Raw genomic sequence first — 22,300 nt, forward strand, 5'->3', positions numbered from 1 at the left:
CGGTGAACAATCTGAGAACGCTATGGTGAACTGGCTCGCTCAAACGCATGATTCTGGCTTTGTGCGAGTACCATGTACCGGGACCTACTGGGGTCCTACCCTCGCGCTTAGCGCCCAGAAAGGAACCGAGCAACGCCGGTGAAAGTAACTCGCTCAGATATTCGTAACGTAGCAATCGTGGCCCACGTCGACCACGGCAAAACAACCCTTGTCGACGCCATGCTGTGGCAGTCGGACGTATTCGACTCCCACGCCTCGGTCGAGTCGACCGGCGAGCGGGTCATGGACTCCGGCGATCTGGAACGCGAGAAAGGCATTACGATCCTCGCGAAGAACACCGCCGTCACCTACCGCGGTGAGCACGCCGCAAAGCACGGTGCCCCGAGGGAATCACAATCAACGTTGTTGATACCCCAGGCCACGCCGACTTCGGTGGCGAGGTCGAGCGCGCACTGTCCATGGTTGACGGTGTTGTTCTCCTCGTCGACGCCTCCGAGGGGCCGCTCCCGCAGACCCGCTTCGTGCTTCGTAAGGCCCTTGCTTCGAAGCTCCCCGTTATCGTTGTGGTCAACAAGGTTGACCGCCCGGACTCCCGAATCGAAGCTGTTGTCTCCGAAACGACCGATCTTCTTCTCAACCTCGCCTCGGATCTCGAGGGCGAGGAAGCCGAGGTCGACATCGATGCCCTGCTCGATGTCCCGGTCATTTATGCCTCCGGCAAGGCGGGCCGAGCATCCGCCGAGCAGCCCGCCGATGGCACCCTGCCAGACTCGGAGAACCTCGAGCCGCTGTTCGATGCAATCCTCACGAACATCCCGGCCCCCACATACGACGACGAGGCGCCGGTCGCCGCTCAGGTCACCAACCTTGACGCCTCCCCGTTCCTTGGCAGGCTTGCCCTGATCCGCGTCCACTCCGGCACCATCAAGAAGGGCCAGACGCTGGGATGGCGGAAGCAGGACGGCACCATGTCGAATGTCCGCATCTCCGAACTGCTCCGCACCGTCGGCCTCGAACGTGTTCCCGACAAAGAAGCTGGCCCCGGTGACATCGTCGCCGTCGCGGGTATCCCCGAGATCACCATCGGTGACTCGCTCGTTGACCCGGAGAACCCGATCGACCTGCCCGAGATTCACGTCGATGAGCCGGCGATCTCGCTGACCATTGGCATTAATACGTCCCCGCTGGCCGGCAAGGTGAAGGGCCACAAGCTCACAGCCCGCCAGGTCAAGGAGCGCCTCGATCGCGAGCTGATCGGTAACGTGTCGCTCCGCGTTCTCCCGACCGAGCGTCCCGACTCCTGGGAGGTTCAGGGCCGTGGCGAACTGGCGCTGGCGATTCTTGTTGAGCAGATGAGGCGCGAAGGCTTCGAGCTCACTGTTGGCAAGCCCCAGGTTGTTACCCGCACGGATGAGAACGGTAAGGTTCTCGAACCGTACGAGCAGATGACGATCGATACGCCCGAGGACTACCTCGGGACGATCACGCAGCTCATGGCGGCCAGGAAGGGCCGCATGCTGACCATGACGAACCAGGGGACCGGCTGGGTCCGCATGGAGTACATGATCCCGGCACGCGGCCTCATCGGCTTCCGTACGCACTTCATGACCCTGACTCGAGGCACCGGCATCGGCTCCTCGCTCTTCGCCGGATACGACGAATGGGCTGGTCCCATCGAATCCCGCGTCACCGGTTCCCTTATTTCCGACCGTCAGGGCGCCGTCACGCCGTTCTCCCTGCTACGTCTTGAGGACCGTGGCACCTTCTTCGTGGAGCCCACACAGGAGGTCTACGAGGGTATGGTCGTTGGAGAGAACCCGCGTGCGGAAGACATGGAGGTGAACGTGGTCCGCGAAAAGGAACTAACGAACATGCGTGCCGCCTCTGCCGACGTGTTTGAGACTCTCGTCCCGCCCCGCAAACTCACCCTCGAAGAGTCCCTCGAGTTCATCGAGGATGACGAATGCGTCGAGGTGACCCCTGAGACGATCAGGATCCGCAAGCTTGTCCTCAACTCGCATGAGCGGCTCCGTGCCAACCGCAAGCGAGCACAAGGAAAACTGTAGTGTCGTCCTTCTCCAGGCTAGCCAAGGGATCCGGCCTCACAGGTAAGGTCCTGACCTTCACGGTGGTTGCCGGGGTTATCCTTGGCGCCCTGGCAGGCCTGCTTGGGACAGTCACCCACTCCGGCGGGATCGACGGCGGCGCAACCGGTATTACCGTTGCCCTCCTGACCTTGCTCATTGGCTCGGCCGCCTTCACCCTGCTGGGAGGTGTGCTCGGGTGGGCAGGATTTGGCATAGGTGTTCTCGCTGCCCTTACCCTGTCGACCGCATATTCGGAGGGCGACATGATCGGGGCGATGAGCGAAGGGCTCAGCCAGTGGTGGTTCTACGGCAGCCCCGCTGCCGTTCTCCTTGGACTACCGCTTGCCTGGATCGGCTTCATGTTCACAGGCGCGGGCAAGCCCGGAACCTCCGTTAATAGTGTGCTTGACCAGGAAGAAGAGCCTCCTCAGCGCTAGACTGGATAAGGTCTCACATGGAAGGCATCCGGATGACGTGGAATGATGGCACAATGAACGAACCGACCGGGGGAGCTCGAGGCGAGCAGCCCGAGAAGAAGCGGCTGTTGTGGCCCTGGATCACCGGCGGTTCGATTGCTGTGCTCGCAGGTCTTTACGTTGCCGCGGCTTTCTTCTTCGCGGATCGATCCCGTCAAACACGACGGTGTCCGGCGTTGAGATCGGTGGCATGTCCGAAGAGGCCGCTGCCGAGAAGCTCGAAACGGAGTTGCACGGCGTCCTCAACGAACCCGTTCCCGTCACCGTTGCGGGTACCGAAATATCTGCCGAGATTGATCCGTCAGGAACCGATGTTCGAGTGGACGGGGAGGCAACCGTTGACGGGATGACCGGCCTGTCGTTCAATCCCGCCGACCTGTGGCGCCACCTGTCGGGCTCCGATGAGCTCGTGCCCGTCGTGTCCTTCGACGAGGAGGCACTTGAGTCCACCGTGACATCGCTCAACGAGCAGCTCGGTACCGAGCCCGTCAACGCAACCATTTCGTTCGCTGGCTCCACAATTCAGACCACTCCCCAGGAGAACGGCACCGGAATCGACACCGAGAATGCCGTGGAGGTTCTCAGTGAAGGCTGGCTCTCTGAGAGCCGTCCCATCGTCCTTCAGCCCACCGACCTCGAACCGGAAATCACCGATGAGGACGTGGATCGGGTGCGAAGCGAGATGGCGGAACCCCTCGTGGCAGCACCGCTGACCGTCCTGGTCGGTGAACAAGAGATCGTTCTCGAACCCACTACGCTCGCAGATACGGCCTCGTTCGAAGAGGTCGATGGCGAACTGTCCATGACGATTGATACCGAGCCACTCGTTGCCCGGGTCATTGATGGGGCGGGCGATGATCTTGAGGCCCCCAGGGATGCCGAGATTCTGATTGAGGACCACGACGAGGGGCCGATCATCAAGCCGAGCAAGAACGGCATGGTGATCAACGAGGACGAGACCGCCGCCGTTATCGAACAGGCCGCAATCAGTGAAAATCGTAGCGTTGAAGCGGTTGTGACCGAGGAAGAACCCGAGTTCACGACCGCCGATGCCGAGGCGCTCGGGGTAACCGAAGTGGTCTCCGAGATCTCGACCCCGCTGACGAATGATGCGGTGCGGACCGAAAACCTCGTTGTCGGTACCGCCAAGACCAACAACACTCTCGTTCTCCCGGGCGAGCAGTTCTCCCTGCTTGAAGAGCTCGGAGAGATCACGGAGGAGAACGGATACGTTTCTTCCGGTGTTGTCATGGAAGGGTTCAACGCGACAGCACTCGGCGGCGGCCTTTCCCAGCTGTCCACCAACACCTTCAACCTCGGTTATCGGGGCGGCATGGAAGACGTTACTCACCAGCCGCACTCGAAGTACTTCGATCGTTACCCCATGGGAGTTGAGGCCACGATCTGGCAACCGACTGTCGACATGGTGTGGCAGAACAACTCGCCTTACGCGGTTCTTGTTGAAACCTGGGTTGAGGATGGTGAGGTCCACTCCCGCCTGTGGTCGACCGACTACTACGACGTTGATATTCAGGTGTCGGAACCCTATAACTACGTCCAGCCCACCACGAAGGTCAATACCTCGCCGGACTGCGTCCCCTACGGGGCGGGTGGGCCCGGCTTCACTGTGGATGTCTCCCGCAACGTGACGGCCGAAGGTGAAACGGTCTACCAGAACAGCTATTCGTGGACGTATCAGCCAGTCGACGCGGCGGTCTGTGGTTAAACACGGAAAAAATGGGATACTGGTAAAACCAATTTGAAAGGGAGCTGTGAACAGTGACGTACGTAATCGCATTGCCCTGTGTTGATATCAAGGATCGTGCCTGTGTCGACGAGTGTCCGGTCGACTGCATCTACGAGGGCGAGCGCATGCTCTACATCCATCCCGATGAATGTGTCGACTGCGGCGCTTGTGAGCCTGTCTGCCCTGTCGAAGCGATCTTCTACGAAGATGACACCCCCGAAGAGTGGAGTGAATACTATAAAGCCAACGTCGAATTCTTCGACAAAATTGGCTCCCCAGGAGGGGCCGCAAAGATGGGAGTCATTAACTATGACCACCCGATTGTGGCTGCCCTCCCAGAAGGCATCAACGACTAATGCCGCTCCTGGGGGAAGGGTTACCCGACTTCCCGTGGGACACCCTCACACCCTATAAGGAGCTCGCAACGAGCTATCCCGGGACTGTTGCCGATCTTTCGATCGGCACTCCCGTGGACCCCACGCCGCAGATCGCGATCGATGCAATTCGCTCGGCAGAACAATCCCCGGGATATCCACCGGCACTCGGCACACCGGAACTGCGGGAAGCCATGGTGGGCTGGTGGCAGCGCGTTCGCGGAGCCACGCTCGCTACGGACGCGGTCCTGCCCACCCTTGGCAGTAAAGAGATGGTGGCGCTCCTCCCGTCGCTCATAGGAGCCACAGGGAGTGTCCTCATCCCCGAGGTCGCCTACCCGACCTACGACGTCGGAGCGCGTCTCTCGGGCGCCACACCCGTGCCGATCGACACCGCTTCTGATCCTGGATCTTGGCCCGAGGCCGACCTGGTCTGGTTGAACTCGCCGGGCAATCCCGACGGCCACGTCCTCGACCGGAACCAGCTACGCAGGATTGCGGCATGGGCGAAGGAAACGGGCACAATTGTTGCCTCCGATGAATGCTATGCGGCACTGCCCTGGGAAGAGCCCTACGTGACCGAAGGAGTGCCCTCGATCCTCGCAGACGACGTGTCGGGGCCAGATAAAACCAACCTGCTTGCCCTGTACTCGTCCTCGAAACAGTCGAACCTCGCAGGCTACCGCGCAGCCATGATCGCCGGAGACCCAAAGATCCTGACGCCTCTCATCGAGGTCCGCAAACACATGGGGTTCCTCATGCCGGGGCCGGTGCAGAAGGCCATGGCCGCGGTTCTCAACGACGACGGGCACGTTGCTCAGCAGCGAGAGATCTACCGCAGGCGCAGGAATATCCTCACAGACGCGGTAATCGAAGCCGGTCTGGTTACCGACCCCGAAACGAATGCCGGTCTCTACCTGTGGCTGGGAGATGCTCGCGAGAAGGCCGATGCGTGGGAGATCGTTGAAGCCCTCGCACAGCGTGGCATTCTCGTCGCCCCCGGCACCTTCTACGGTGAAGCGAGCCGCATGAAAGTGCGGATGTCGTTGACCGGATCAGACGAAGCCGTCGAGGCCGCGGCACAGCGCCTCAAGGAACGGCCACTCTTCGGCTGAGCAACACCGTTTGTCGTTTTCGATTGAGCGATACCTTTCCCAGACCGGGCAATCCTGATTGTCTGAGCAATCACCCTCGACGATGGGGCGACCCTGACCTTCAGCTACGCATGTCAGAAATCCGCAAATAAACTGCCTCTTCATAGTTGAGTGTGTCATAGGGGGTTTGCGGGTCGGGGCTTGAGACGGGGTCGGGATCTTTCATGATTGGAATAACGACAAACCAATTGGAAAGACCCCGACCTGGACAAGACTGTCCTTACTGCCCCGGATTTGAACGCTCTCTGTGCTCTTAGCCGTTCTTTCGAAGCAGATGATTCCACAATTCTTCATTGACCCGTTCGGCTCCGGGAATGTGTGTGCTTACCATCGCCGCGATGTGGCGATATCCGTCGGTATTGATGTTCTCGACATCCGAGTCCCAGCGGATGCTGGGAGGGATTGCTCCTCTGGCAGCGATCGGCTTCGCGCATTTGCCGGTTCCGAGAAGAACAATGTCGGGGAACCACGCGATAGAGCGGTCGAAGTCCTCATCGGCTGATGCTCTGGCCCCGCGTACTACCGGATCGCGAAATGCTACCGGTGCTACGTTGATGGGGAAGCCGAGGGTGGCAAAGCGCAGGAGGGATTCTTCCCAACCCTCATGAAGAAGCGTGGGATCAAGGACAAGCAGGGAACGCCCCAGGAGGCTGTCGAGAAGAGGAAGGGTTGTTTCGAAGGCCGGCATGAGACGCCTGCCGCGCAGATCCTTCCATTTTGTCCACTCCATGGCATCCGATTCGTGATCTGTGGCGATGGCCCGCTGATCGGGGGAGGCCTCGGCGATTGCCGTGGTGTAGGACCAGTCGGGATGGTGCAGAGTGGTGGAAGCCCAGACCCTCACCGGTCCCATGCCCGCTTCTTCGCGCGCCTCGCGCAGACCACCCTGGATTGGGGTTTCGTCGTAGTCGATGGCGCCACCGGGAATGCCCCACGTGCCGCCGGACATGGACCAGGCGGCACGCAATTGGAGAATCACCGAGGGGTCTTCTGCCTCCTTCCAAGCGAGCACTCCCGCCGCGCCGGCGTGGCCCCAGTGGCGTTTCCCACAGGCGCAGTGGACGATTCCGTCGGCGCTAGCTCCCATGCCAAAAATCCGTCACCGAATATCCGGTCTGGGAAAGAAGGGAGCGGAGGACGGGAAGGGACAGGCCCGTGACGCCGTGCGGATCGCCCTCGATGCGGTCAATGAACGGGCCGCCGTAGCCGTCGATTGTGAAGGAACCCGCCACGTGCAACGGCTCACCGGTGGCAATGTAGGCCTCGATCTCGGCATCCGTCATATTGCCCACGTGCACCGTGGCCGTGGAGACTGCACCGACAGCGCCGTTTGGAGTAATGAGCCAATGCCCGGTGTGGAGGTCGCCTGCACGTCCCCTCATGGCATGGAGGCGCTCGCGCGCCACCTTTTCCGTGTGGGGTTTTCCAACAACCTTTCCGTCCATCTCAAACATGGAATCGCAGCCAATGACAAAGTCATGACTCGTGCTGCTTCCAACGGCCTCTGCCTTTGCGCGGGCTAGGGCAAGAACCAACTCCGTGGCAGTGGCGTCTGGCATGGCTTCGAGAATGGCGTCCTCGTCGACCTCGGACACGATGACATCGGGGGTGATACCGGCACCGGTGAGAACCTGGAGCCGGCCGGGGGATTTACTTGCGAGACAGAGCTTCATGAAGTACATCCAGTCCGACGGAGCCAAGGGCAAGGGCGCGGCTATGGAAGTCTCGCAGGCTCTCCCCGCGCTCGAGAGCGCTATCGCGCTCCTGCATCCACAGCCTCTGGCCGATGAGGTAGGACGGGGCCTGCCCCGGCCACCCGAGGTAGCGGTCCAGTTCGAAGGCGAGGAAGGAGTGATCCATGGCGACATTCTCGGTGAGGAACTCCCAGGCCTGATCGGCGGTCCAGCCCTTTACGTGTGCGCCGATATCAACGCGAACGCGAGCGGCACGCAGGCGCTGAGCGTCGAGCATGCCGAGGTAGTCGGCAGGGTCATCAAGGTAACCAAGATCGGCCATAAGGCGTTCCGCGTACAGCGCCCATCCTTCACCGAAACCGGAGGTCCAGCTGACAAGCCGGCGCCACCTGTTGAGGTTCGGGTTGGCAACGGCAAGGCCCAGCTGCAGGTGGTGGCCGGGAACGCCCTCGTGGTAGACGGTGGTCTTTTCTGTCCAGGTCGTGAACGTGTCGACGCCTTCGGGGACGGACCACCACATCTGGCCCGGGCGGGTCAGATCATCGGAGGGCTGGGTGTAGTAGATCCCGCCCGTACCGGGGTAGAGGACACGTGCGTCGATACGGCGCAGGTCTTCGGGAATGTCGAACTCCGAGGAGACTCCGCGGACAGCCTCATCGGCCGTCTCCTGCATCCACGTCCTCAGGTTCTCCCGGCCGTGGATCTGTCGAGCAGGATCCGCGTTGAGGCGGTCCATGGCTTCCCGCACAGACGTTCCCGGGCCGTACAGGTCGGCTGCAATCTTCTCCTGCTCGGCAATGATGCCAGCCAGCTGATCATCGGCCCAGTCGTAGGTCTCGTCGATGTCGACATCGGAGCCGAGGAAGTACTTGAGGTGCGCCGGGTAGCGTTCTGCCCCGATGCCGTCGACCTCGGTCTGGGGCAGGGTTGGCAGGAACTTTGCGAGATCTGCGAAGGCCTCCTTCGCGGCCGACGTGTCGATGTCCTGCTCCTCAAGCTCGACGAGGATCCCGGATGTTGCCACCTGATTGGCCTGGTCCGCGCAGTTCTTGACCTGCCGGACGGGGAAAGGCCGCCCGTTACCGACTCGCCACGAGAGGGCCTCGCGATACTGACCAATAGCCGCGGGGATCGCGGCAACGCGTTCCGCGATTGCTTCCCAGTCTTCTTCGGTTTTGCGGGACATGAGATCGAAGGAATCGCGAATGTCCTGGATCGGGGAGGCGATGACATTGAGTGCACCGATCTCGTCATCGGCGATTGCAAGAGCGGACTCGAGGCGCTCCGTCATGGCGGCCTTTGTCACCCACTCGTCTTCATTGGTGGGCTCCACCTTTGCCAGGGCCGCAAGCGTGTTACGGTCAAGGTCGTTCATCGCCTCGATTCCCGCAGGTGAGTAGTCATCGAGCTTGCCGGTCTTTTCCAGTCCGGTCTCGGAGGCAAAGAGTGGGGAAAGGGCACACAGCTCGGTCACGTACCGGTCCGCCAGCTGGTTGATGGTGATGAGTTCGCTCATAGTGTCAGCCTACGCTAGGACGTAATGACCACCAGCTTTGGGTTCCGTGAATTCTACTGGTAAACTCATCTATGTGACCCGCGACACAAGACATGAGATGGCCCATAAGACCGTAGAGGCTCGGGCGAATTCTCTTCTTACGGGCGAGGCTCAGTTCACTCTGGTCGAGGCGGCCGAGAGGACGGGTGTCGATGCTCGCACGGTCCGGCGCTTCTGGATCGCCATGGGATTCCCGGCGATCGACGATGAGGAAAACGACAAGATTTTCACGGGTTACGACCTGGAGATGATGCGACGTCACTTCGATAAGCTGTCCGCGGGTCAGTTCGATGCCGACACCCTCAACTCTCTTTTGCGCGCCCAGTCGCACATGGCGGACCGCCTTGTCCTGTGGCAGTACGAGGCTCTTGTCGAATTTGCCGAGTCGACATTCGAACTGGATGATATTTCGGCTCGCTACTGGGTAATCGAGCACATCGACGAATATCTACCGCTCCTCGAAGAGCAGATGAAGTACGTGTGGCGCCGGCACACGGCGGCGTTCCTTCGCCGCTCCGAGGTTGAGCTGCGCAGGCGCTCCCCGGAAGTGGACACGCCGGACCTGCCGCCCCTCCAGCGCGCAGTCGGCTTTATTGATCTCGTTGCCTTCACCTCCCGCTCCCGCGAATTTGGGTCCGATCAGCTCGTGTCATTCATGAGGGACTTCGAGTTCACGTGCCGCGACATCATCACCAGTCATGGCGCCCGCCTCGTCAAAACGGTCGGCGATGCCGTTATCTTCATATCCGAGGACCTGGCAACCGGCGCCAAGGTCGCCACCGAGCTCGTGTCAGCACTCGGCCGAATCGAAGGCATGCTACCCGTTCGAGCCTCCCTACTGTGGGGGAGGGTCGTCTCCTCCTTCGGTGACATCTTCGGTCCCGTCGTTAACCTGGCGAGCCGCCTTGTTGATGTGGCCCCGACCGGCTCGGTCCTCATTGACCGCCCCACGGCGTCCGCGATCCTGAACTCCCTATCGTCCAGCTACCTCGTTCTGCCGTTTGGGCAACAGGATCTGCGCGGAACCGGAAGCGTCGAGATCTTTGAGTTGAAAAAGTTGCGATAAGCTCGTTCTTTGCTCTGGTGTTTCTGTGAGAACGGTAAAGGTTTCGTAAAGAAAGTAAATATTGCCTCTAAATCACGCCGGAAAATGGGTTGGCCATCTATACTCGGAGTGTGACTAAGGTATTACTCGTTGAAGATGATCTCGCAATCTCCGACCCGCTGGTCCGCGCTCTTGGGCGTGAGGGCTACGAGGTGCGGCCGCACGGGACCGGGCGGAGCGCGCTCGATGAGCTCTCGAACGGTGCTGACCTCATCATTCTCGACCTCGGCCTGCCGGACATGGATGGGCTCGACGTTGCTCGTACTATCCGGTCGCAGGGCTCGACCGTCCCGATCTTGATCCTGACGGCTCGCGCCGACGAGGTCGACATGGTTGTTGGCCTCGACGCTGGAGCCGATGACTACGTGACCAAGCCTTTCCGTCTTGCGGAGCTCATGGCCCGTGTGCGGGCACTTCTGCGCCGCGGAAGCGGCGAGGAGAGCGAAGCCGATATTCTGTCCGCCCAGGACGTCAAGGTGGACGTGTCCGCCCACCGCGCGTGGGTGAAGGACAAGGAACTTCACCTGACCGGTAAGGAATTCGATCTCCTCACCGTGCTTTTGAGGGATGCTGGCTCCGTCGTGTCCCGCGAGGACCTCATGGATCAGGTGTGGGGCTCAGACTCCGCTTCCTCTACCAAAAAGCTGGACATGCACGTGTCGTGGCTACGTCGCAAGCTGGGCGACGACGCGAACGAACCGAGGTACATCTCGACCGTTCGCGGCATGGGATTCCGGTTCGAGAACTAAACCATGCGTCGCCGCGCGCTGAGGATGACGCTGCTGGCGGTGCTTCTGGCCGTCCTGATTCTGGGCGTCCCCATGGCCATCTTCGGATCCACCATGCTGTGGAACCAGGAGGTGGCCAACATGCGCGACCAAGCCTCGTCACTTACCGCCATCGTCGATCGCCGTATCGACCGTGGCGCCGAAATCACCCCAGAACTCGTTGTCGGATGGGGTGGGGATGCTGGACATCCCACCAATGTCACAGTGTTTTTGCCCGGCGGGGGACAGATCACGGGAGACCGGGAGCTATCGAGTAATCCACTGACCGTCGTCGAACGAGGCGTCTCCGGTGTTGTTGTACAGGTCCAAACTGACCGGGGCCATATCTTCCGGTCCATCGCTGGATTCATTCTCCTGGTCTCGATCGCCTCGATCGGAGCTCTGCTCGCGGGTGCCCTCCTTGCCGCCAGGCAGTCCCGCAAGCTGTCCGCCCCTCTCATTTACCTGGCTGCCTCTGCCGAGCAGATCGGCTCCGGCACCGTTCGCCCCCACCTGCGAAAGTCCGGGATCGAAGAAATCGATCTGGTCTCCGAAGAACTCGTCCGCACAGCGGACCGTATGGCGGGCAGGCTGTCCGCCGAGCGGCAGTTCGCGGCCGATGCCTCGCACCAGCTCCGCACCCCGCTCACGGCACTTTCGATGAGGCTTGACGAAATCGAGATGATCACAGAAGACGATGAAGTGCTCGAGGAAGTGCGTGCCTGCCAGGACCAGGTAGAGCGCCTCACCGGCGTCGTCACCGAACTCCTGAAGACGTCCCGTTCGGACTCGGGCGGTACCACGGAAGCGGTCAACCTGTCGAAGATCTTCGATCAGCAGCGAGACGAGTGGAAGAAGGTCTTTGCGAAAGCAAAGAGGGAACTTATCTTCGATGGCGACGAGGACGTTACCGTCCTGGCCACCCCGGGATCGCTCTCCCAGATTGTCGCCACTCTGATCGAGAACTCCGTGAACTATGGCGACGGGGATGTGACGATCGGAGCCCGCCGCACCGCAAACGGCAAGGGCATCGTTATCACGGTGAGCGACGAAGGGAAGGGCGTTCCCGAAGAGATCGGTGACGATATTTTCAAGCAGGGTGTATCCACCGGCGGCTCCACGGGGCTGGGTCTCCCGCTTGCCCTCAACCTTGCTCGCGCCGACGGCGGAAAGCTGGAACTTACCCAGAACACCCCGCCGGTCTTTTCCCTCACCCTCAACGCAGTACCCACGTCCCTGGATCCGGACAAGGTCCTTCCCCAGGGAGCTCTCATTTCCATGGGATCGCGCAGGCGCCGCCGCTAAGAGACGGTCCCGAGCTTGCAGTAGTCCCGACATCAGAAGTGAAGTAGGCCAACAAGCTTTGAAATGAAGTAGGCCAACAAGCTTTGGGATGGAGTAGTCCAATAGGCTTTGGGGCACAGGCTGCAAGTAAGCCTGAGGTGGGAGCAAGCCTCAGGTGGGAGCAAGCAAGTCCGAGCTGGGGATAAGCCAGTGCGGTTAAGAGCTGGCCTCTAGCAATAGGTTTGAGTGAAGCGTCGCGGCCCGAACACGACGAAGAACGCTCTGAGAACGGTGCCCGGGACTTACCCGGGTTTGCTTCACCTGGGATGGTGATCCGTGTTGGAAGCTACTTCTTTTGGTTTGCGAGCTCTGGTGGGGCGAACACAATGTAGCGGTAGCACAGGTACCGGAAAGCTGTTCCAAGCACGAGACCAACGACGTTTGCGGCAATGTTGTCAGCGAACTGAGAGTCGAAGTTCAGGATGAATCGTGAGACTGCGAGACAGCCGAGGGCGATCGCCATGCCACCCAGGTTGACGGTAACGAACATGGTGAATTCGCGGCGCCTGTTGTTCTGCTTCTTGTCCCGGAAAGTCCACAGCCGGTTCCCGATCCACGCGACGACGATAGAAACGGCAACCGAGATGAATTTTGCGGACATCGACTGGTCGAAGGGGAGCTCAATGGGCCAGTGGTAAGCCAAGAGATTGAAAAGGCCAATGTCGACAACGTATGCACCAAGTCCAACGGTGCAGAATCGCAGAAATTCGATCAGCCATTCCCTCAGGGTTTGACCGCGGAGCAGCCGCCTAACGAAACGCGAGAACACTCGATTAGCATATAGGACATGACGCAAAAAGTTGTGGGGACAGGAGCCCGCGCGGGCGCACCGGTAGTTTGTGTGATCGGCGGCGGCCAGCTGGCAAGGATGATGCAAGAGGCGGCAATCCCGCTCGGGATTGAACTAAGAGCACTCGTGGAGACCGAGGATGGCTCCGCGGGCCAAGCCATTCCCTACTCCACCGTGGGACACGCCGAAGACCGCGATGCGATCGTGGAATTCGTTGGACAGAACGTCGTCACCGTCGAACACGAGCACATTCCAGATGAGATTCTGCGCGAGATCGGATCCCGCCCGTCGGCGGATGCGCTCCGTTTTGCCCAGGACAAGCTCATCATGAGAAACAGCCTGGATGCTCCGCACCCGCAGTGGCGGGAAGCCCACAGTGCCGAGGAAATCGATGCGGCTATCGTCGAGCTCGGCGGAACAGCAATCGCGAAGACACCGACCGACGGATACGACGGCAAGGGTGTCGCCGTCGTTACCTCGGCCGCAGATATTCCTTGGGACTGGGCCGATGGCGACCGGATCCTCCTGGAGGAGAAGGTGGAATTCACCATGGAGGTGGCGCAGCTGATTGCCCGCAGCCCCTCCGGCGAAGTCAAGGCGTGGCCGCTCGTCCAGTCCACCCAGAAAGACGGGATCTGCTGGGAGGTTATCGCGCCGGCACCCGTTGACTACGCGCTTGCCGAGCGAGCCGAAGAGATCGCTAAGCAGATTGCGGAGCAGACCGGTGTCGTTGGCGTACTCGCCGTCGAAATGTTTGTCGTGGGGGACCGCCTGCTCGTCAACGAGCTCGCCATGAGGCCCCACAACACCGGCCACTGGTCGATCGATGGCGCCGTGACAAGCCAGTTCGAGCAGCACCTGCGTGCCGTCCTCGACCTGCCCCTCGGTGACACGTCGCCCACCCAGCCCTGGTCGGTCATGGTCAACCTGCTCGGCTCGCAGCTGGCAGACCCGCGTGAGGCCCTCGGGGAGGTCTGGAAGCAGGACCCCGGGGTGAAGGTCCACATGTACGGCAAAGAAGTAAAGCCCCTGCGCAAGATCGGTCACGTGACCGTGTGCGGGAATGACCTGGAGGACGTGCGCCGCAGGGCCCACGTCGCAATCACCATTTTCGAAGGGAAAGAATCATGAGAGTCGGCGTCGTCATGGGGTCGGATTCTGACTGGGGGACGATGGAGGCCGCGACCGCGGCCCTCGACGAGTTCGGAATCGAGTGGGAAGCGGATGTTGTCTCTGCGCACCGCATGCCCGAAGAAATGATCGAGTACGGCAAGACCGCTCAGTCGCGCGGAATTAGCGTCATCATTGCCGGCGCCGGCGGTGCAGCCCACCTGCCGGGGATGCTGGCCTCCGTCACGACCCTGCCCGTGATCGGCGTTCCCGTTCCGCTCAAGTACCTGGACGGCATGGATTCACTGCTGTCGATCGTGCAGATGCCGGCGGGCGTGCCCGTCGCGACGGTTTCCATCGGCGGAGCTCGGAATGCAGGGCTGTTGGCCGCACGAATCATCGGTGTCACCGACGAGGACGTCCGGGAGAAGATGGAGGCGTTCCAGGAGGAACTAGCCGATATTGCCCGGGCTAAGGGAGATTCGCTGCGACGTCGTCTTGAGTGATTGAACCGTCCGCAACCTTCGCAAAGAACTCATCGGTTCCCTCGGGATCGAGCAGAACGGTTGAGCCAACGTTTCCGGGCCGGTAGTTCATGTCGAGAATCGGCGGGGTGCCGATAATCCCATCGGCACCAAGGATGCCTCTCATGGGGATCGCAATCCGCCCCAGGTCAAAGATTGAGGTGTCCGGATCCGTGCGGAGCACGGATGCCGTGGAACCAACAAGCTCGTGTTGCTTGACCGGGTTGACGAGAGTCGACACGGTCAGCACCTCGTTCATGACCTTCGCGATGACCTGACGCTGCCGCGCCGTGCGGCCGATGTCGCCGAGCGGATCCTGATACCTCATGCGAGTAAAGGCAAGGGCTGTCTCCCCATCGGAATGATGGCAACCCGCCTCCCACTCGAGGCCAGAATAGGAGTCGGAAACATCGTGGTCGTAACACAGTTCGACACCGCCGACGGCGTCGACGAGTTCCTGGATTCCGTCCATGCCGACCTCAACGTAGTGGTCCACCGTCAGGCCTGAAAGATTCTCGACCGTCTCGACCAAAAGCTCGGGCCCGCCCCGCGAATAGGCGGAGTTGAGCTTCCCCGGGCCGTAGCCCGGGATGACGACATAGGAGTCGCGAGGTAGCGAGATCAGGGAGGCGTTTCCGGATTCGGGAATGTGAACGAGCATGATCGAATCGGAACGTTGGCCGCCGATCTCCTCATCGTCCATCCCCTCAACCTTCCGGTCCGTCCCTGCGAACAGAACGGTCTTGCCGGGTGTGTTCGGGGCGCCCGAGAGTGCATCGGTGTGGCTGAGCTTCGAATTCCCGTACCAGACGAGATAGGACGGCCACGCGATCAGAACAACCAGCAGAATGACGAGAATCGGGATGATGACCCGGCGCTTGCGGAACTTCTTCCTGGCCCTCGGGGGCCGCGGGGGAGGAGCTCCGCTGCCATTGCCGTTTCGGGTGCCCGGCTGGGGCCTGCCCTCGGGGCGCGAAGCAGGCCGCGCCTGAGGGCGGTCATCGATCGGCAGGCCAAGCGGCTGGTTCTTACGCGGCCGTTCACCGCGGGGAGCATACGAAGGTGGAGGGGACGCTGGTGCGGACTCCCGCGGTGCGGGCCGCTCCTGATTGGCGGCAACGCGGGCTGCTGACGGGGTGCTGGCGCCGGCCGGCTTAGGGCCTGTTCCTGGGGTTGCGCTACGGCGTGCCGGCTTCGACATGCGTTTGGTACGGCCCGCGATGATCTTGGCGCCCTCGGATGAGGGGCGCTTGCCAGGCTCCTTAGGCGGATATGACGGTGCTCCTGTCACGGCTGTACTCCGTCCGTGCTGTCTCCCGTCAGACCGTCGGTTCCCGTGGTCTGCTCCGTACCGGGGAGCTCGGTGTTTCCGTTCATGTCCGTACCCTCCGTGCCGGGAGTTGTGCCGTCCTCGGTCGTGCCATCCGTTGGCTCAAGAGTTTCCTCGACGATGGGCTCGCCCTCGGGGTAATCACGGTTTCGAGGGGAATGTCTTCGTCGAGAGCGTCCCACACTATCTGGGCATTTTCGGATGGGAGGACGCGCGCACCGGCAGGATCCCAGGGCATGGTCATGAGGAACATGTCGTTGGTCTTCACGTTGCGAAGAGAGTTCGCAAGGGCGATAAGGGTATCCATGTTTCCGAGCTCGGAGTCGGTCACAACCGACTGGGAGACAGCATCAACAAGCCGGTACAGGGATGGAATGTTCGTGAGGATATTGCGATTGAGTGCCTCATCGACAATCGCGAGGACAAGTTCCTGCTGACGATCCATACGCCCAATGTCGGAGCCGTCCCCGATGCCCTTCCTGGCGCGAGCAAAGGCGAGCGCCTGGTCGCCGTTAAGTGTCTGGCATCCGGCCGGGATCGACAGGTCCGCTGCCGAGTCCTCGAGGGCCTCCTCGAAGCACATTTCAACGCCACCAAGCGCATCAACGAACTGTTCGAAGGAGGAGAAGTTCACGACGACAAAGCCATCGATGTAGAGACCCGTGAGGTCCTCAACGGTGCGGATCGTACACGCGGCTGCGGCGCCGACGTCGTCTGTTTGACCGCCGGTCGCAAAGGCAGAGTTAAAGATTGACATCTGCCGCGGCTGGGTCCACGTACCGTCGGGAAGACGGCACGATGGGATATCGACAAGGGTGTCGCGGGGGAGGGAGATGATTTCGACACGCTCCCGGTCGGCAGAAATGTGAGCCAGCATGGTCGTGTCGGACCGCATGCCGGTCACTTCACTGGTGGTGCTGATGCCGTCGCGCGAGTCGGAACCAATGATCAGAATGTTGATGGCTTCCCCGGGACGGAAGGGCTCAATAATGTCACCCTCCTCGTCCGTTTCCGGTTCACGGTCGAGGTAAATATCGATGTCTTCCGACTGGAAGTTGCCGTCGAGCCTCGCGTAGGCGAAGTAAACGGTGGACCCCAGGAAGAGGAGAATCGCGAGCAGAGCACACAGGACCGGAACGATCCACGGATAGCGTCGTCCGGTGGGTTCGTGGCTGGGCGCTCGAGACGCGAGGGGGGACTGACTCACCTTTCAAATACTAGTGCTAAGGGCAGGTGATCAACGACAGGTGGGTTGCTCAACACTCAAATCCAAGGCGCTTACTTGCGTGGACAACTCCCCATGTTAGGTCAATTATCCCGAAAGTGTGAGGGTGAATACACGGGGCGCCCCGATTGGGGCGCCACCTCATGTGTGGTTGACCAGACCGGCACTACTGGCCGGTTTGTGCGTATTTGGCTTCGACGGCTTCTTTTTGGGGGCGCCACCAGGCTTCGTTGTCGCGGTACCAGGCGATGGTGTCGGCCAGGCCATCGGCAAAGTTCGGGAACTGGGGTTGCCAGCCCAGCTCGAGCAGGCTCGTGTTGTCAATCGCGTATCGCAGATCGTGGCCGGGCCGGTCGGTGACGTGGTCGAAGTCGTCCTTGTCGTAGCCGAACTGTTCCAGGATCAGCTGGACAACCTCCAGGTTGTTTTTCTCACCGTCGGCACCGATCAGGTACGTGTTCCCGATTTCGCCGCGGTCGATAATGGTCCACACAGCCGTGTTGTGGTCTGCCACATGGATCCAGTCCCGCACGTTTAACCCGGCCCCGTACAGGCGGGGCTTGACCCCGTCGATCAGGTTCGTGACAGTGCGGGGAATGAACTTCTCGATGTGCTGGTAGGGGCCATAGTTGTTGGAGCAGTTCGAGATTGTTGCCTCGATGCCGAAGGACCGCACCCAGGCCCGCACCAGGTGATCCGAACCAGCCTTGGATGCCGAGTAGGGCGAGGATGGATGGTAGGGGGTGGTGGGGGTGAACTTTGCTGGATCATCCAGCTCCAGGTCCCCGTACACCTCGTCGGTGGAGATGTGATGGAACCTGACCCCGTGACGGCGGACCGCTTCCAGTAGCGTGAATGTGCCAACCAGGTTGGTCGTAATAAACGGGGAGGGGTCGATCAGTGAGTTGTCGTTGTGCGACTCCGCCGCGAAATGAACAACGAGATCCGAATCCTTGACCAGGGCGTCCACTGTCTCGGGGTTAGCGATATCGCCCTCGATGAGTTTGACTCGGTCTAAGCCCTTGAGGGAGGCCGGGTTCCCCGCATACGTGAGCTTGTCGAGAACCACCACCTCAGCATCGGGACGTTCCTCAATCGTGGCGCGAACAAAGTTGGCACCAATAAACCCGGCACCACCGGTAACCAGAACCTTCATGGCTTCACCTTTCCTGGGAACGTTTAGGAGCGGCCCATGCCGTAGTAGTCCCAGCCCGCGTCCTTCCACACCTGCGGGTCGAGTGCGTTACGTCCGTCGATGATGATCTTGTTCGCGGGGGCCAGTGTGGTGGGGTCGAGATTTTTAAACACGTCCCACTCGGTGAGCAGGAGTGTTACTTCGGAGTTGTTAATCGCGTCGTGAGCGTTGGCTGCGACCGTGATCTCGGGACGCTTGCGCTGCAAGACCGGTCCGGCGGCCGGGTCGGTGACTACGACGGTGGCCCCAGCATCGGCCAGCGTCTTGGCAATATCCAGTGCCGGGGAGTTGCGCATATCGTCGGAGTTCGGCTTAAAAGCCGCACCGAGAACCGCGATCTTCTTCCCCGCAACATCCCCACCCAATGCTTCGATTGCGAGCTCGGCGGAGTGGTTACGCCTACGGTCGTTAATCTCATTAATGGCAGTGAGGAAGTCCAGGGAGTGCAGGCCCAGCTGTTCGGTTCGTGCCTGGAAGGCACGCGTGTCCTTGGGAAGGCAACCCCCGCCGTAGCCAATGCCGGCGCGCAGGAATTTCTTCCCGATTCGGTCATCCATGCCAATTGCCTCGGCCAGCTTGGTCACGTCCGCACCCGTGGCATCGCAGATCTCTGCCATGGCGTTAATGAACGAAATTTTGGTGGCTAAGAACGAGTTCGCCGAGACCTTGACCAGTTCGGCGGTAGGGAAATCCATGACCAGGCGCACCACGCCGGCACCAATAATGTTGGCGTAGACCTCGTCGAGGATGTCCTGGGACACCTGGGCACGTTCCTCGTCCTTGGACACGCCATAGACGAGACGGTCTGGACGGAGCGTGTCCTGCACAGCAAAGGATTCGCGCAGGAATTCGGGGTTCCAGATCAGGATCCCACCCGCTTCCACAACTGCGTCTTCAATCGAGTCGGCGGTGCCCACCGGAACGGTGGACTTACCTACCACGATCGAATGCCCCTCGGCTTTACCCAGGTGGGGCAACAGGGACTGGACAGCGGAGGTCATGTACGTCATGTCTGCCGAGCCATCGGCTGCCTCGGGCGTACCCACCCCGATGAAATGCACCTGGGAATCGGCAACCTCGGCAAAATCCGTGGTGAACCGGAGCCTGCCAGCGTCAACATTCTTGGCAAGCAGTTCTTCGAAATCGGGCTCGTGGAACGGGGCTTGACCAGCGGACAGAAGACCAACCTTCTCCTCGTCCACGTCCACACCCACGACCGTGTGGCCGATCTCGGCCATGCACGCAGCGTGCACGGCACCCAAGTAACCACAGCCAATGACAGAAATGTTCATAGAGACACGGTATCCAAAAAGTGCGGCAATGACCTGCGACATTGCTCAGCCCTGTGTGAACGTTCATGAAATCCCCAGGTGGGGGGACCGGAAAGAGCAGGGCTCCAGAAGTGAAGGTGCGTCGAATCAATCTCGGAGAATGGGACATCCCCAAAATTGGTGGCAATAATTTGCCGTCAATTGCACGTTATAAACGTCACGCCCGATATGTCGGAATTGCCGACGTGGCCAGTCCGGCTCTGTGGGTGGGGCCCGGGCACTGGCGTTACTCCGCCATTTCACCCCCGTAATGGATCCTTTGACAGGACATTTCCCGCGTCACTGCAGGTAAAGAAGTAAATGTGAATAACACATAAACAACTTTCATAACATCTTGCTCATTTGTCACAACGCGATACATTAGTTTTCGTAGAGATCTTTGTCCTGGAGTTAAAGCATGCTTTTCCGTTCTGCAGTTCTCGCCTCGGTCCTTGTGCTTTCGCCAGCGGTGGCGGTTGCGGACACGGGGGAGGGAGCCCAACTTGTTGACCTTCTCGGCCATTCCGAGTCGGCCACGCCACTTACTCTTCGCGAGTCCCATCTGAGCGCCGGGGGCGCTGACGATGGATACACGCTACTGACGGAGCCGATGTCTGCCGACTCGTTCTACGTCGCGGGCGTTACCTGGGAGGGCGAGGCTCCGGAATCTGTTGATCTTCGCGTTCTCGAAGCCGGTGCCTGGAGCGATTGGTACAACCTCGAGATCGAAACCGGCGAGGGCGGCAATGATGGTACGGAACCGTTTATTGCCGGCGGCGCCGAAGGCGTTCAGGTGCGGGTTTCCGGTGACACTGTTCCAGACGGCCTCACGCTTGTCCTCACGGATGGTAGCGAGTCCGAGGCGGCAGAGAACACTGATCCTTCGGAGGCCTCCATTGCCCCCGCTGTCGGCACCGAGAGTGTTCCAGCCGTCAACGTTGATGATCCGGTTGATGCTGCGGCACTGCCGGAGCTCGAGCAGATCGCAGAGAGCAGCGACTCGCCCCTGGGTGCGAATGAAGCCACTGCCCAGGAGCAGACCGCAGGTGGGGCCGAGGCTCTCGCCCATGAGCCCGCTTCTATTTCCGGCGGCGTGGTAGCTCCCCGCATCGTGTCTCGTTCCGGGTGGGGCCAGGAACGGATACCACCGGCGTGGACCCCGACCTACGTTGAACTCGGTGGCGCAGTTATCCACCACACGGCCGGCACGAACAACTACACGCAGGCGCAGGCGCCGGGCGTTGTTCGGTCCGTTCACGACTATCACACGTACAGCTGGGGCCGTGGCTGGGACGACATTGGATACAACTTCCTCGTTGACCGCTTCGGCACGATCTATGAGGGCCGCTACGGCTCCCTCACCTCCGCAGACAACGACATGGTGGTCGGCGGACACGCTGCCCCCGCGAACACGGGCTCCATGGGAATCTCTGTCATGGGAACCTACACCGGCTCGATTCAGCCCACGAACGCGTCGATCAACGCGATCACGGACCTGATCTCCTGGAAGTTCTCCGTGGCCGGAGTTGATCCGAAGGGCACGTGGACGTTCTACAATTCCCGCACCGGCGGTTACACGACGGTGAACTCGATCCTCGGTCACCGTGACGTTTCTGCCACAATCTGCCCGGGTAACATCTACCCGCTCCTTCCAAGCATTCGGAACAACGTCCAGTCGACCATCGCGGAAGCAACGAGTGGCCCGACCCTGGCGATTTACCGAACGAACGATTTCTCGCCGATCTCTAGCGACGTTCAGTTCTTCGGTAAGCCCGGCGACGAGTTCTACGTCGGTAACCTTCTCGGTAAGGGCGACCTCCCCTTCATTCGTCGCGGCAACACCTTCACGTTCGCGGAAACGAGCGGCACCCCGACTCGTACTCGGACCTACACGATCGGTCAGCCTGGCCAGGAGGTCTACACCGGAGACATTGACGGTGACGGGAAGGACTCCCTGATCCTCCGTTCCGGCAAGACCTTCTATATCTACGACGACCTGTCGGTGAACAGGCCGACGAGGACGCTCATGTACGGCCGCGAGAACGACGAGGCCTACATCATGGACTGGGACGGCGACGGGAACGACGAGATCATTGTCCGCCGCGGTTACAAGTTCTACATGAAGTGGATGGTGACCGGTGGTAACGCTGACAAGGTCATCAACTACGGCCGTGTTGGCGACGAGGTTCTCATCGGTAACTGGAACGGTGGCAAGTACGACACGATCACCGTGCGCCGCGGCAAGACCTACTACATGAACTACCTCAACGTGTCCGGCCAAGCCGATCTCGAGTTCAAATACGGTAGGGAAGACGACAAGGTCGTCGTTGGCGACTGGGACCGCGACGGCAAGGATGGAATCGGCGTCGTCCGAGAACTCAACCGGTAGTAACCCGGCGGTCGCGCACAAATCAGTTGCGCACGCCGACAAGCACAACACCGAACGGAAGGGTGGCGTAGCCAAGGGGCACGCCGCCCTTCCGCGTACCAGGGCATGACCTATCGCAGCCGGG

The 22,300-nt window shown here is 60.7% G+C and carries 18 protein-coding genes and 1 pseudogene; 11 read left to right on the top strand and 8 right to left on the bottom strand.

Annotation, left to right across the window (positions count from 1 at the left end; genetic code table 11):
- The first annotated feature begins 138 nt into the window (after positions 1–138).
- The 5 genes and pseudogenes from typA to dapC all read left to right on the top strand — a co-directional run bounded on the left by typA (position 139) and on the right by dapC (position 5,799).
- Positions 139–2,066, top strand: a pseudogene (gene typA, locus EJ997_RS00140) (translational GTPase TypA).
- Complete coding sequence (locus EJ997_RS00145) at positions 2,066–2,524, top strand: hypothetical protein (RefSeq protein WP_126702777.1); 459 nt, start codon at positions 2,066–2,068, stop codon at positions 2,522–2,524. The pseudogene typA and the gene EJ997_RS00145 overlap by 1 nt, the downstream one beginning before the upstream one ends.
- A 205-nt stretch (positions 2,525–2,729) precedes the next feature.
- Positions 2,730–4,289: a VanW family protein gene (locus tag EJ997_RS00150; protein WP_126702778.1), complete on the top strand. Its 1,560-nt coding sequence runs from the start codon at positions 2,730–2,732 to the stop codon at positions 4,287–4,289.
- A 53-nt stretch (positions 4,290–4,342) separates the two neighbouring features.
- Positions 4,343–4,666 carry a ferredoxin gene (fdxA, locus tag EJ997_RS00155; RefSeq protein ID WP_126702779.1) on the top strand — a complete coding sequence of 108 codons (324 nt, stop codon included), beginning with the start codon at positions 4,343–4,345 and terminating at the stop codon, positions 4,664–4,666.
- Positions 4,666–5,799, top strand: coding sequence for a succinyldiaminopimelate transaminase (gene dapC / locus EJ997_RS00160; protein WP_126702780.1), 1,134 nt, complete (start codon positions 4,666–4,668; stop codon positions 5,797–5,799). The genes fdxA and dapC overlap by 1 nt, the downstream gene beginning before the upstream one ends.
- A 292-nt stretch (positions 5,800–6,091) precedes the next feature.
- Here the strand turns inward: dapC and EJ997_RS00165 are convergent, their stop codons facing one another.
- Genes EJ997_RS00165 through EJ997_RS00175 form a run of 3 tightly spaced genes read right to left on the bottom strand, consistent with a single transcriptional unit; the run spans position 6,092 to position 9,048 of the window.
- On the bottom strand, positions 6,092–6,925 hold the full coding sequence (locus tag EJ997_RS00165) for an NUDIX domain-containing protein (protein WP_126702781.1): 834 nt from the start codon (positions 6,923–6,925) through the stop codon (positions 6,092–6,094).
- Entirely contained in the window at positions 6,915–7,511 is a 597-nt protein-coding gene (locus EJ997_RS00170; RefSeq protein WP_126702782.1) for a Maf family protein, read from the bottom strand. The genes EJ997_RS00165 and EJ997_RS00170 overlap by 11 nt, the downstream gene beginning before the upstream one ends.
- Positions 7,489–9,048: a DUF885 domain-containing protein gene (locus tag EJ997_RS00175; protein WP_126702783.1), complete on the bottom strand. Its 1,560-nt coding sequence runs from the start codon at positions 9,046–9,048 to the stop codon at positions 7,489–7,491. Before EJ997_RS00175 ends, EJ997_RS00170 begins: the two co-directional genes overlap by 23 nt.
- A 97-nt stretch (positions 9,049–9,145) precedes the next feature.
- Between EJ997_RS00175 and EJ997_RS00180 the strand changes: the two genes are divergently transcribed.
- The 3 genes from EJ997_RS00180 to EJ997_RS00190 all read left to right on the top strand — a co-directional run bounded on the left by EJ997_RS00180 (position 9,146) and on the right by EJ997_RS00190 (position 12,264).
- A complete protein-coding gene (locus EJ997_RS00180; RefSeq protein ID WP_126702784.1) occupies positions 9,146–10,153 on the top strand; it encodes an adenylate/guanylate cyclase domain-containing protein in 1,008 nt (335 codons plus the stop codon).
- 110 nt (positions 10,154–10,263) lie between these two features.
- On the top strand, positions 10,264–10,941 hold the full coding sequence (locus EJ997_RS00185) for a response regulator transcription factor (RefSeq protein ID WP_126702785.1): 678 nt from the start codon (positions 10,264–10,266) through the stop codon (positions 10,939–10,941).
- A 3-nt stretch (positions 10,942–10,944) separates the two neighbouring features.
- Positions 10,945–12,264: a sensor histidine kinase gene (locus EJ997_RS00190; protein ID WP_126702786.1), complete on the top strand. Its 1,320-nt coding sequence runs from the start codon at positions 10,945–10,947 to the stop codon at positions 12,262–12,264.
- Positions 12,265–12,589: 325 nt separating this feature from the next.
- On the opposite strand, the gene EJ997_RS00195 is transcribed toward EJ997_RS00190, so the two are convergent.
- Positions 12,590–13,072, bottom strand: coding sequence for a GtrA family protein (locus tag EJ997_RS00195; RefSeq protein ID WP_126702787.1), 483 nt, complete (start codon positions 13,070–13,072; stop codon positions 12,590–12,592).
- 18 nt (positions 13,073–13,090) lie between these two features.
- Between EJ997_RS00195 and EJ997_RS00200 the strand changes: the two genes are divergently transcribed.
- Complete coding sequence (locus EJ997_RS00200; RefSeq protein ID WP_126702788.1) at positions 13,091–14,224, top strand: 5-(carboxyamino)imidazole ribonucleotide synthase; 1,134 nt, start codon at positions 13,091–13,093, stop codon at positions 14,222–14,224.
- Positions 14,221–14,709 (top strand): 5-(carboxyamino)imidazole ribonucleotide mutase, encoded by a 489-nt coding sequence (gene purE / locus EJ997_RS00205; RefSeq protein WP_126702789.1) that lies wholly within the window; start codon positions 14,221–14,223, stop codon positions 14,707–14,709. The genes EJ997_RS00200 and purE overlap by 4 nt, the downstream gene beginning before the upstream one ends.
- Here purE and EJ997_RS00210 read toward each other — a convergent pair.
- The 4 genes from EJ997_RS00210 to EJ997_RS00225 form a co-directional block, all read right to left on the bottom strand.
- On the bottom strand, positions 14,675–16,018 hold the full coding sequence (locus EJ997_RS00210; protein WP_228201517.1) for an LCP family protein: 1,344 nt from the start codon (positions 16,016–16,018) through the stop codon (positions 14,675–14,677). The genes purE and EJ997_RS00210 overlap by 35 nt on opposite strands.
- Positions 16,019–16,100: 82 nt before the next feature.
- Positions 16,101–17,264, bottom strand: a complete 1,164-nt coding sequence (locus EJ997_RS00215; RefSeq protein ID WP_126702790.1) for an LCP family protein — start codon at positions 17,262–17,264, stop codon at positions 16,101–16,103.
- Between the two features lie 184 nt (positions 17,265–17,448).
- Complete coding sequence (gene rfbB, locus EJ997_RS00220) at positions 17,449–18,438, bottom strand: dTDP-glucose 4,6-dehydratase (RefSeq protein ID WP_126702791.1); 990 nt, start codon at positions 18,436–18,438, stop codon at positions 17,449–17,451.
- Positions 18,439–18,461: 23 nt separating this feature from the next.
- Positions 18,462–19,769, bottom strand: coding sequence for a UDP-glucose dehydrogenase family protein (locus EJ997_RS00225; RefSeq protein ID WP_126702792.1), 1,308 nt, complete (start codon positions 19,767–19,769; stop codon positions 18,462–18,464).
- 436 nt (positions 19,770–20,205) lie between these two features.
- Here EJ997_RS00225 and EJ997_RS00230 point away from each other — a divergent pair, with 436 nt between their 5' ends.
- Positions 20,206–22,176 carry a peptidoglycan recognition protein family protein gene (locus EJ997_RS00230; RefSeq protein ID WP_126702793.1) on the top strand — a complete coding sequence of 657 codons (1,971 nt, stop codon included), beginning with the start codon at positions 20,206–20,208 and terminating at the stop codon, positions 22,174–22,176.
- Positions 22,177–22,300: the final 124 nt, after the last annotated feature.

This window comes from Flaviflexus ciconiae (assembly GCF_003971195.1).
Classification (GTDB): Bacteria; Actinomycetota; Actinomycetes; order Actinomycetales; family Actinomycetaceae; genus Flaviflexus; species Flaviflexus ciconiae.

Excerpts from the sequence above, each read along its gene's own strand:
- purE (WP_126702789.1), top strand. The coding sequence starts at position 14,221 with ATGAGAGTCGGCGTCGTCATGGGGTCGGATTCTGACTGGGGGACGATG.
- EJ997_RS00200 (WP_126702788.1), top strand. The coding sequence starts at position 13,091 with ATGACGCAAAAAGTTGTGGGGACAGGAGCCCGCGCGGGCGCACCGGTA.
- rfbB (WP_126702791.1), bottom strand. The coding sequence starts at position 18,438 with ATGAAGGTTCTGGTTACCGGTGGTGCCGGGTTTATTGGTGCCAACTTT.
- EJ997_RS00170 (WP_126702782.1), bottom strand. The coding sequence starts at position 7,511 with ATGAAGCTCTGTCTCGCAAGTAAATCCCCCGGCCGGCTCCAGGTTCTC.
- EJ997_RS00230 (WP_126702793.1), top strand. The coding sequence starts at position 20,206 with ATGCTTTTCCGTTCTGCAGTTCTCGCCTCGGTCCTTGTGCTTTCGCCA.
- EJ997_RS00175 (WP_126702783.1), bottom strand. The coding sequence starts at position 9,048 with ATGAGCGAACTCATCACCATCAACCAGCTGGCGGACCGGTACGTGACC.
- EJ997_RS00190 (WP_126702786.1), top strand. The coding sequence starts at position 10,945 with ATGCGTCGCCGCGCGCTGAGGATGACGCTGCTGGCGGTGCTTCTGGCC.
- EJ997_RS00225 (WP_126702792.1), bottom strand. The coding sequence starts at position 19,769 with ATGAACATTTCTGTCATTGGCTGTGGTTACTTGGGTGCCGTGCACGCT.
- dapC (WP_126702780.1), top strand. The coding sequence starts at position 4,666 with ATGCCGCTCCTGGGGGAAGGGTTACCCGACTTCCCGTGGGACACCCTC.
- EJ997_RS00180 (WP_126702784.1), top strand. The coding sequence starts at position 9,146 with ATGGCCCATAAGACCGTAGAGGCTCGGGCGAATTCTCTTCTTACGGGC.
- EJ997_RS00165 (WP_126702781.1), bottom strand. The coding sequence starts at position 6,925 with ATGGGAGCTAGCGCCGACGGAATCGTCCACTGCGCCTGTGGGAAACGC.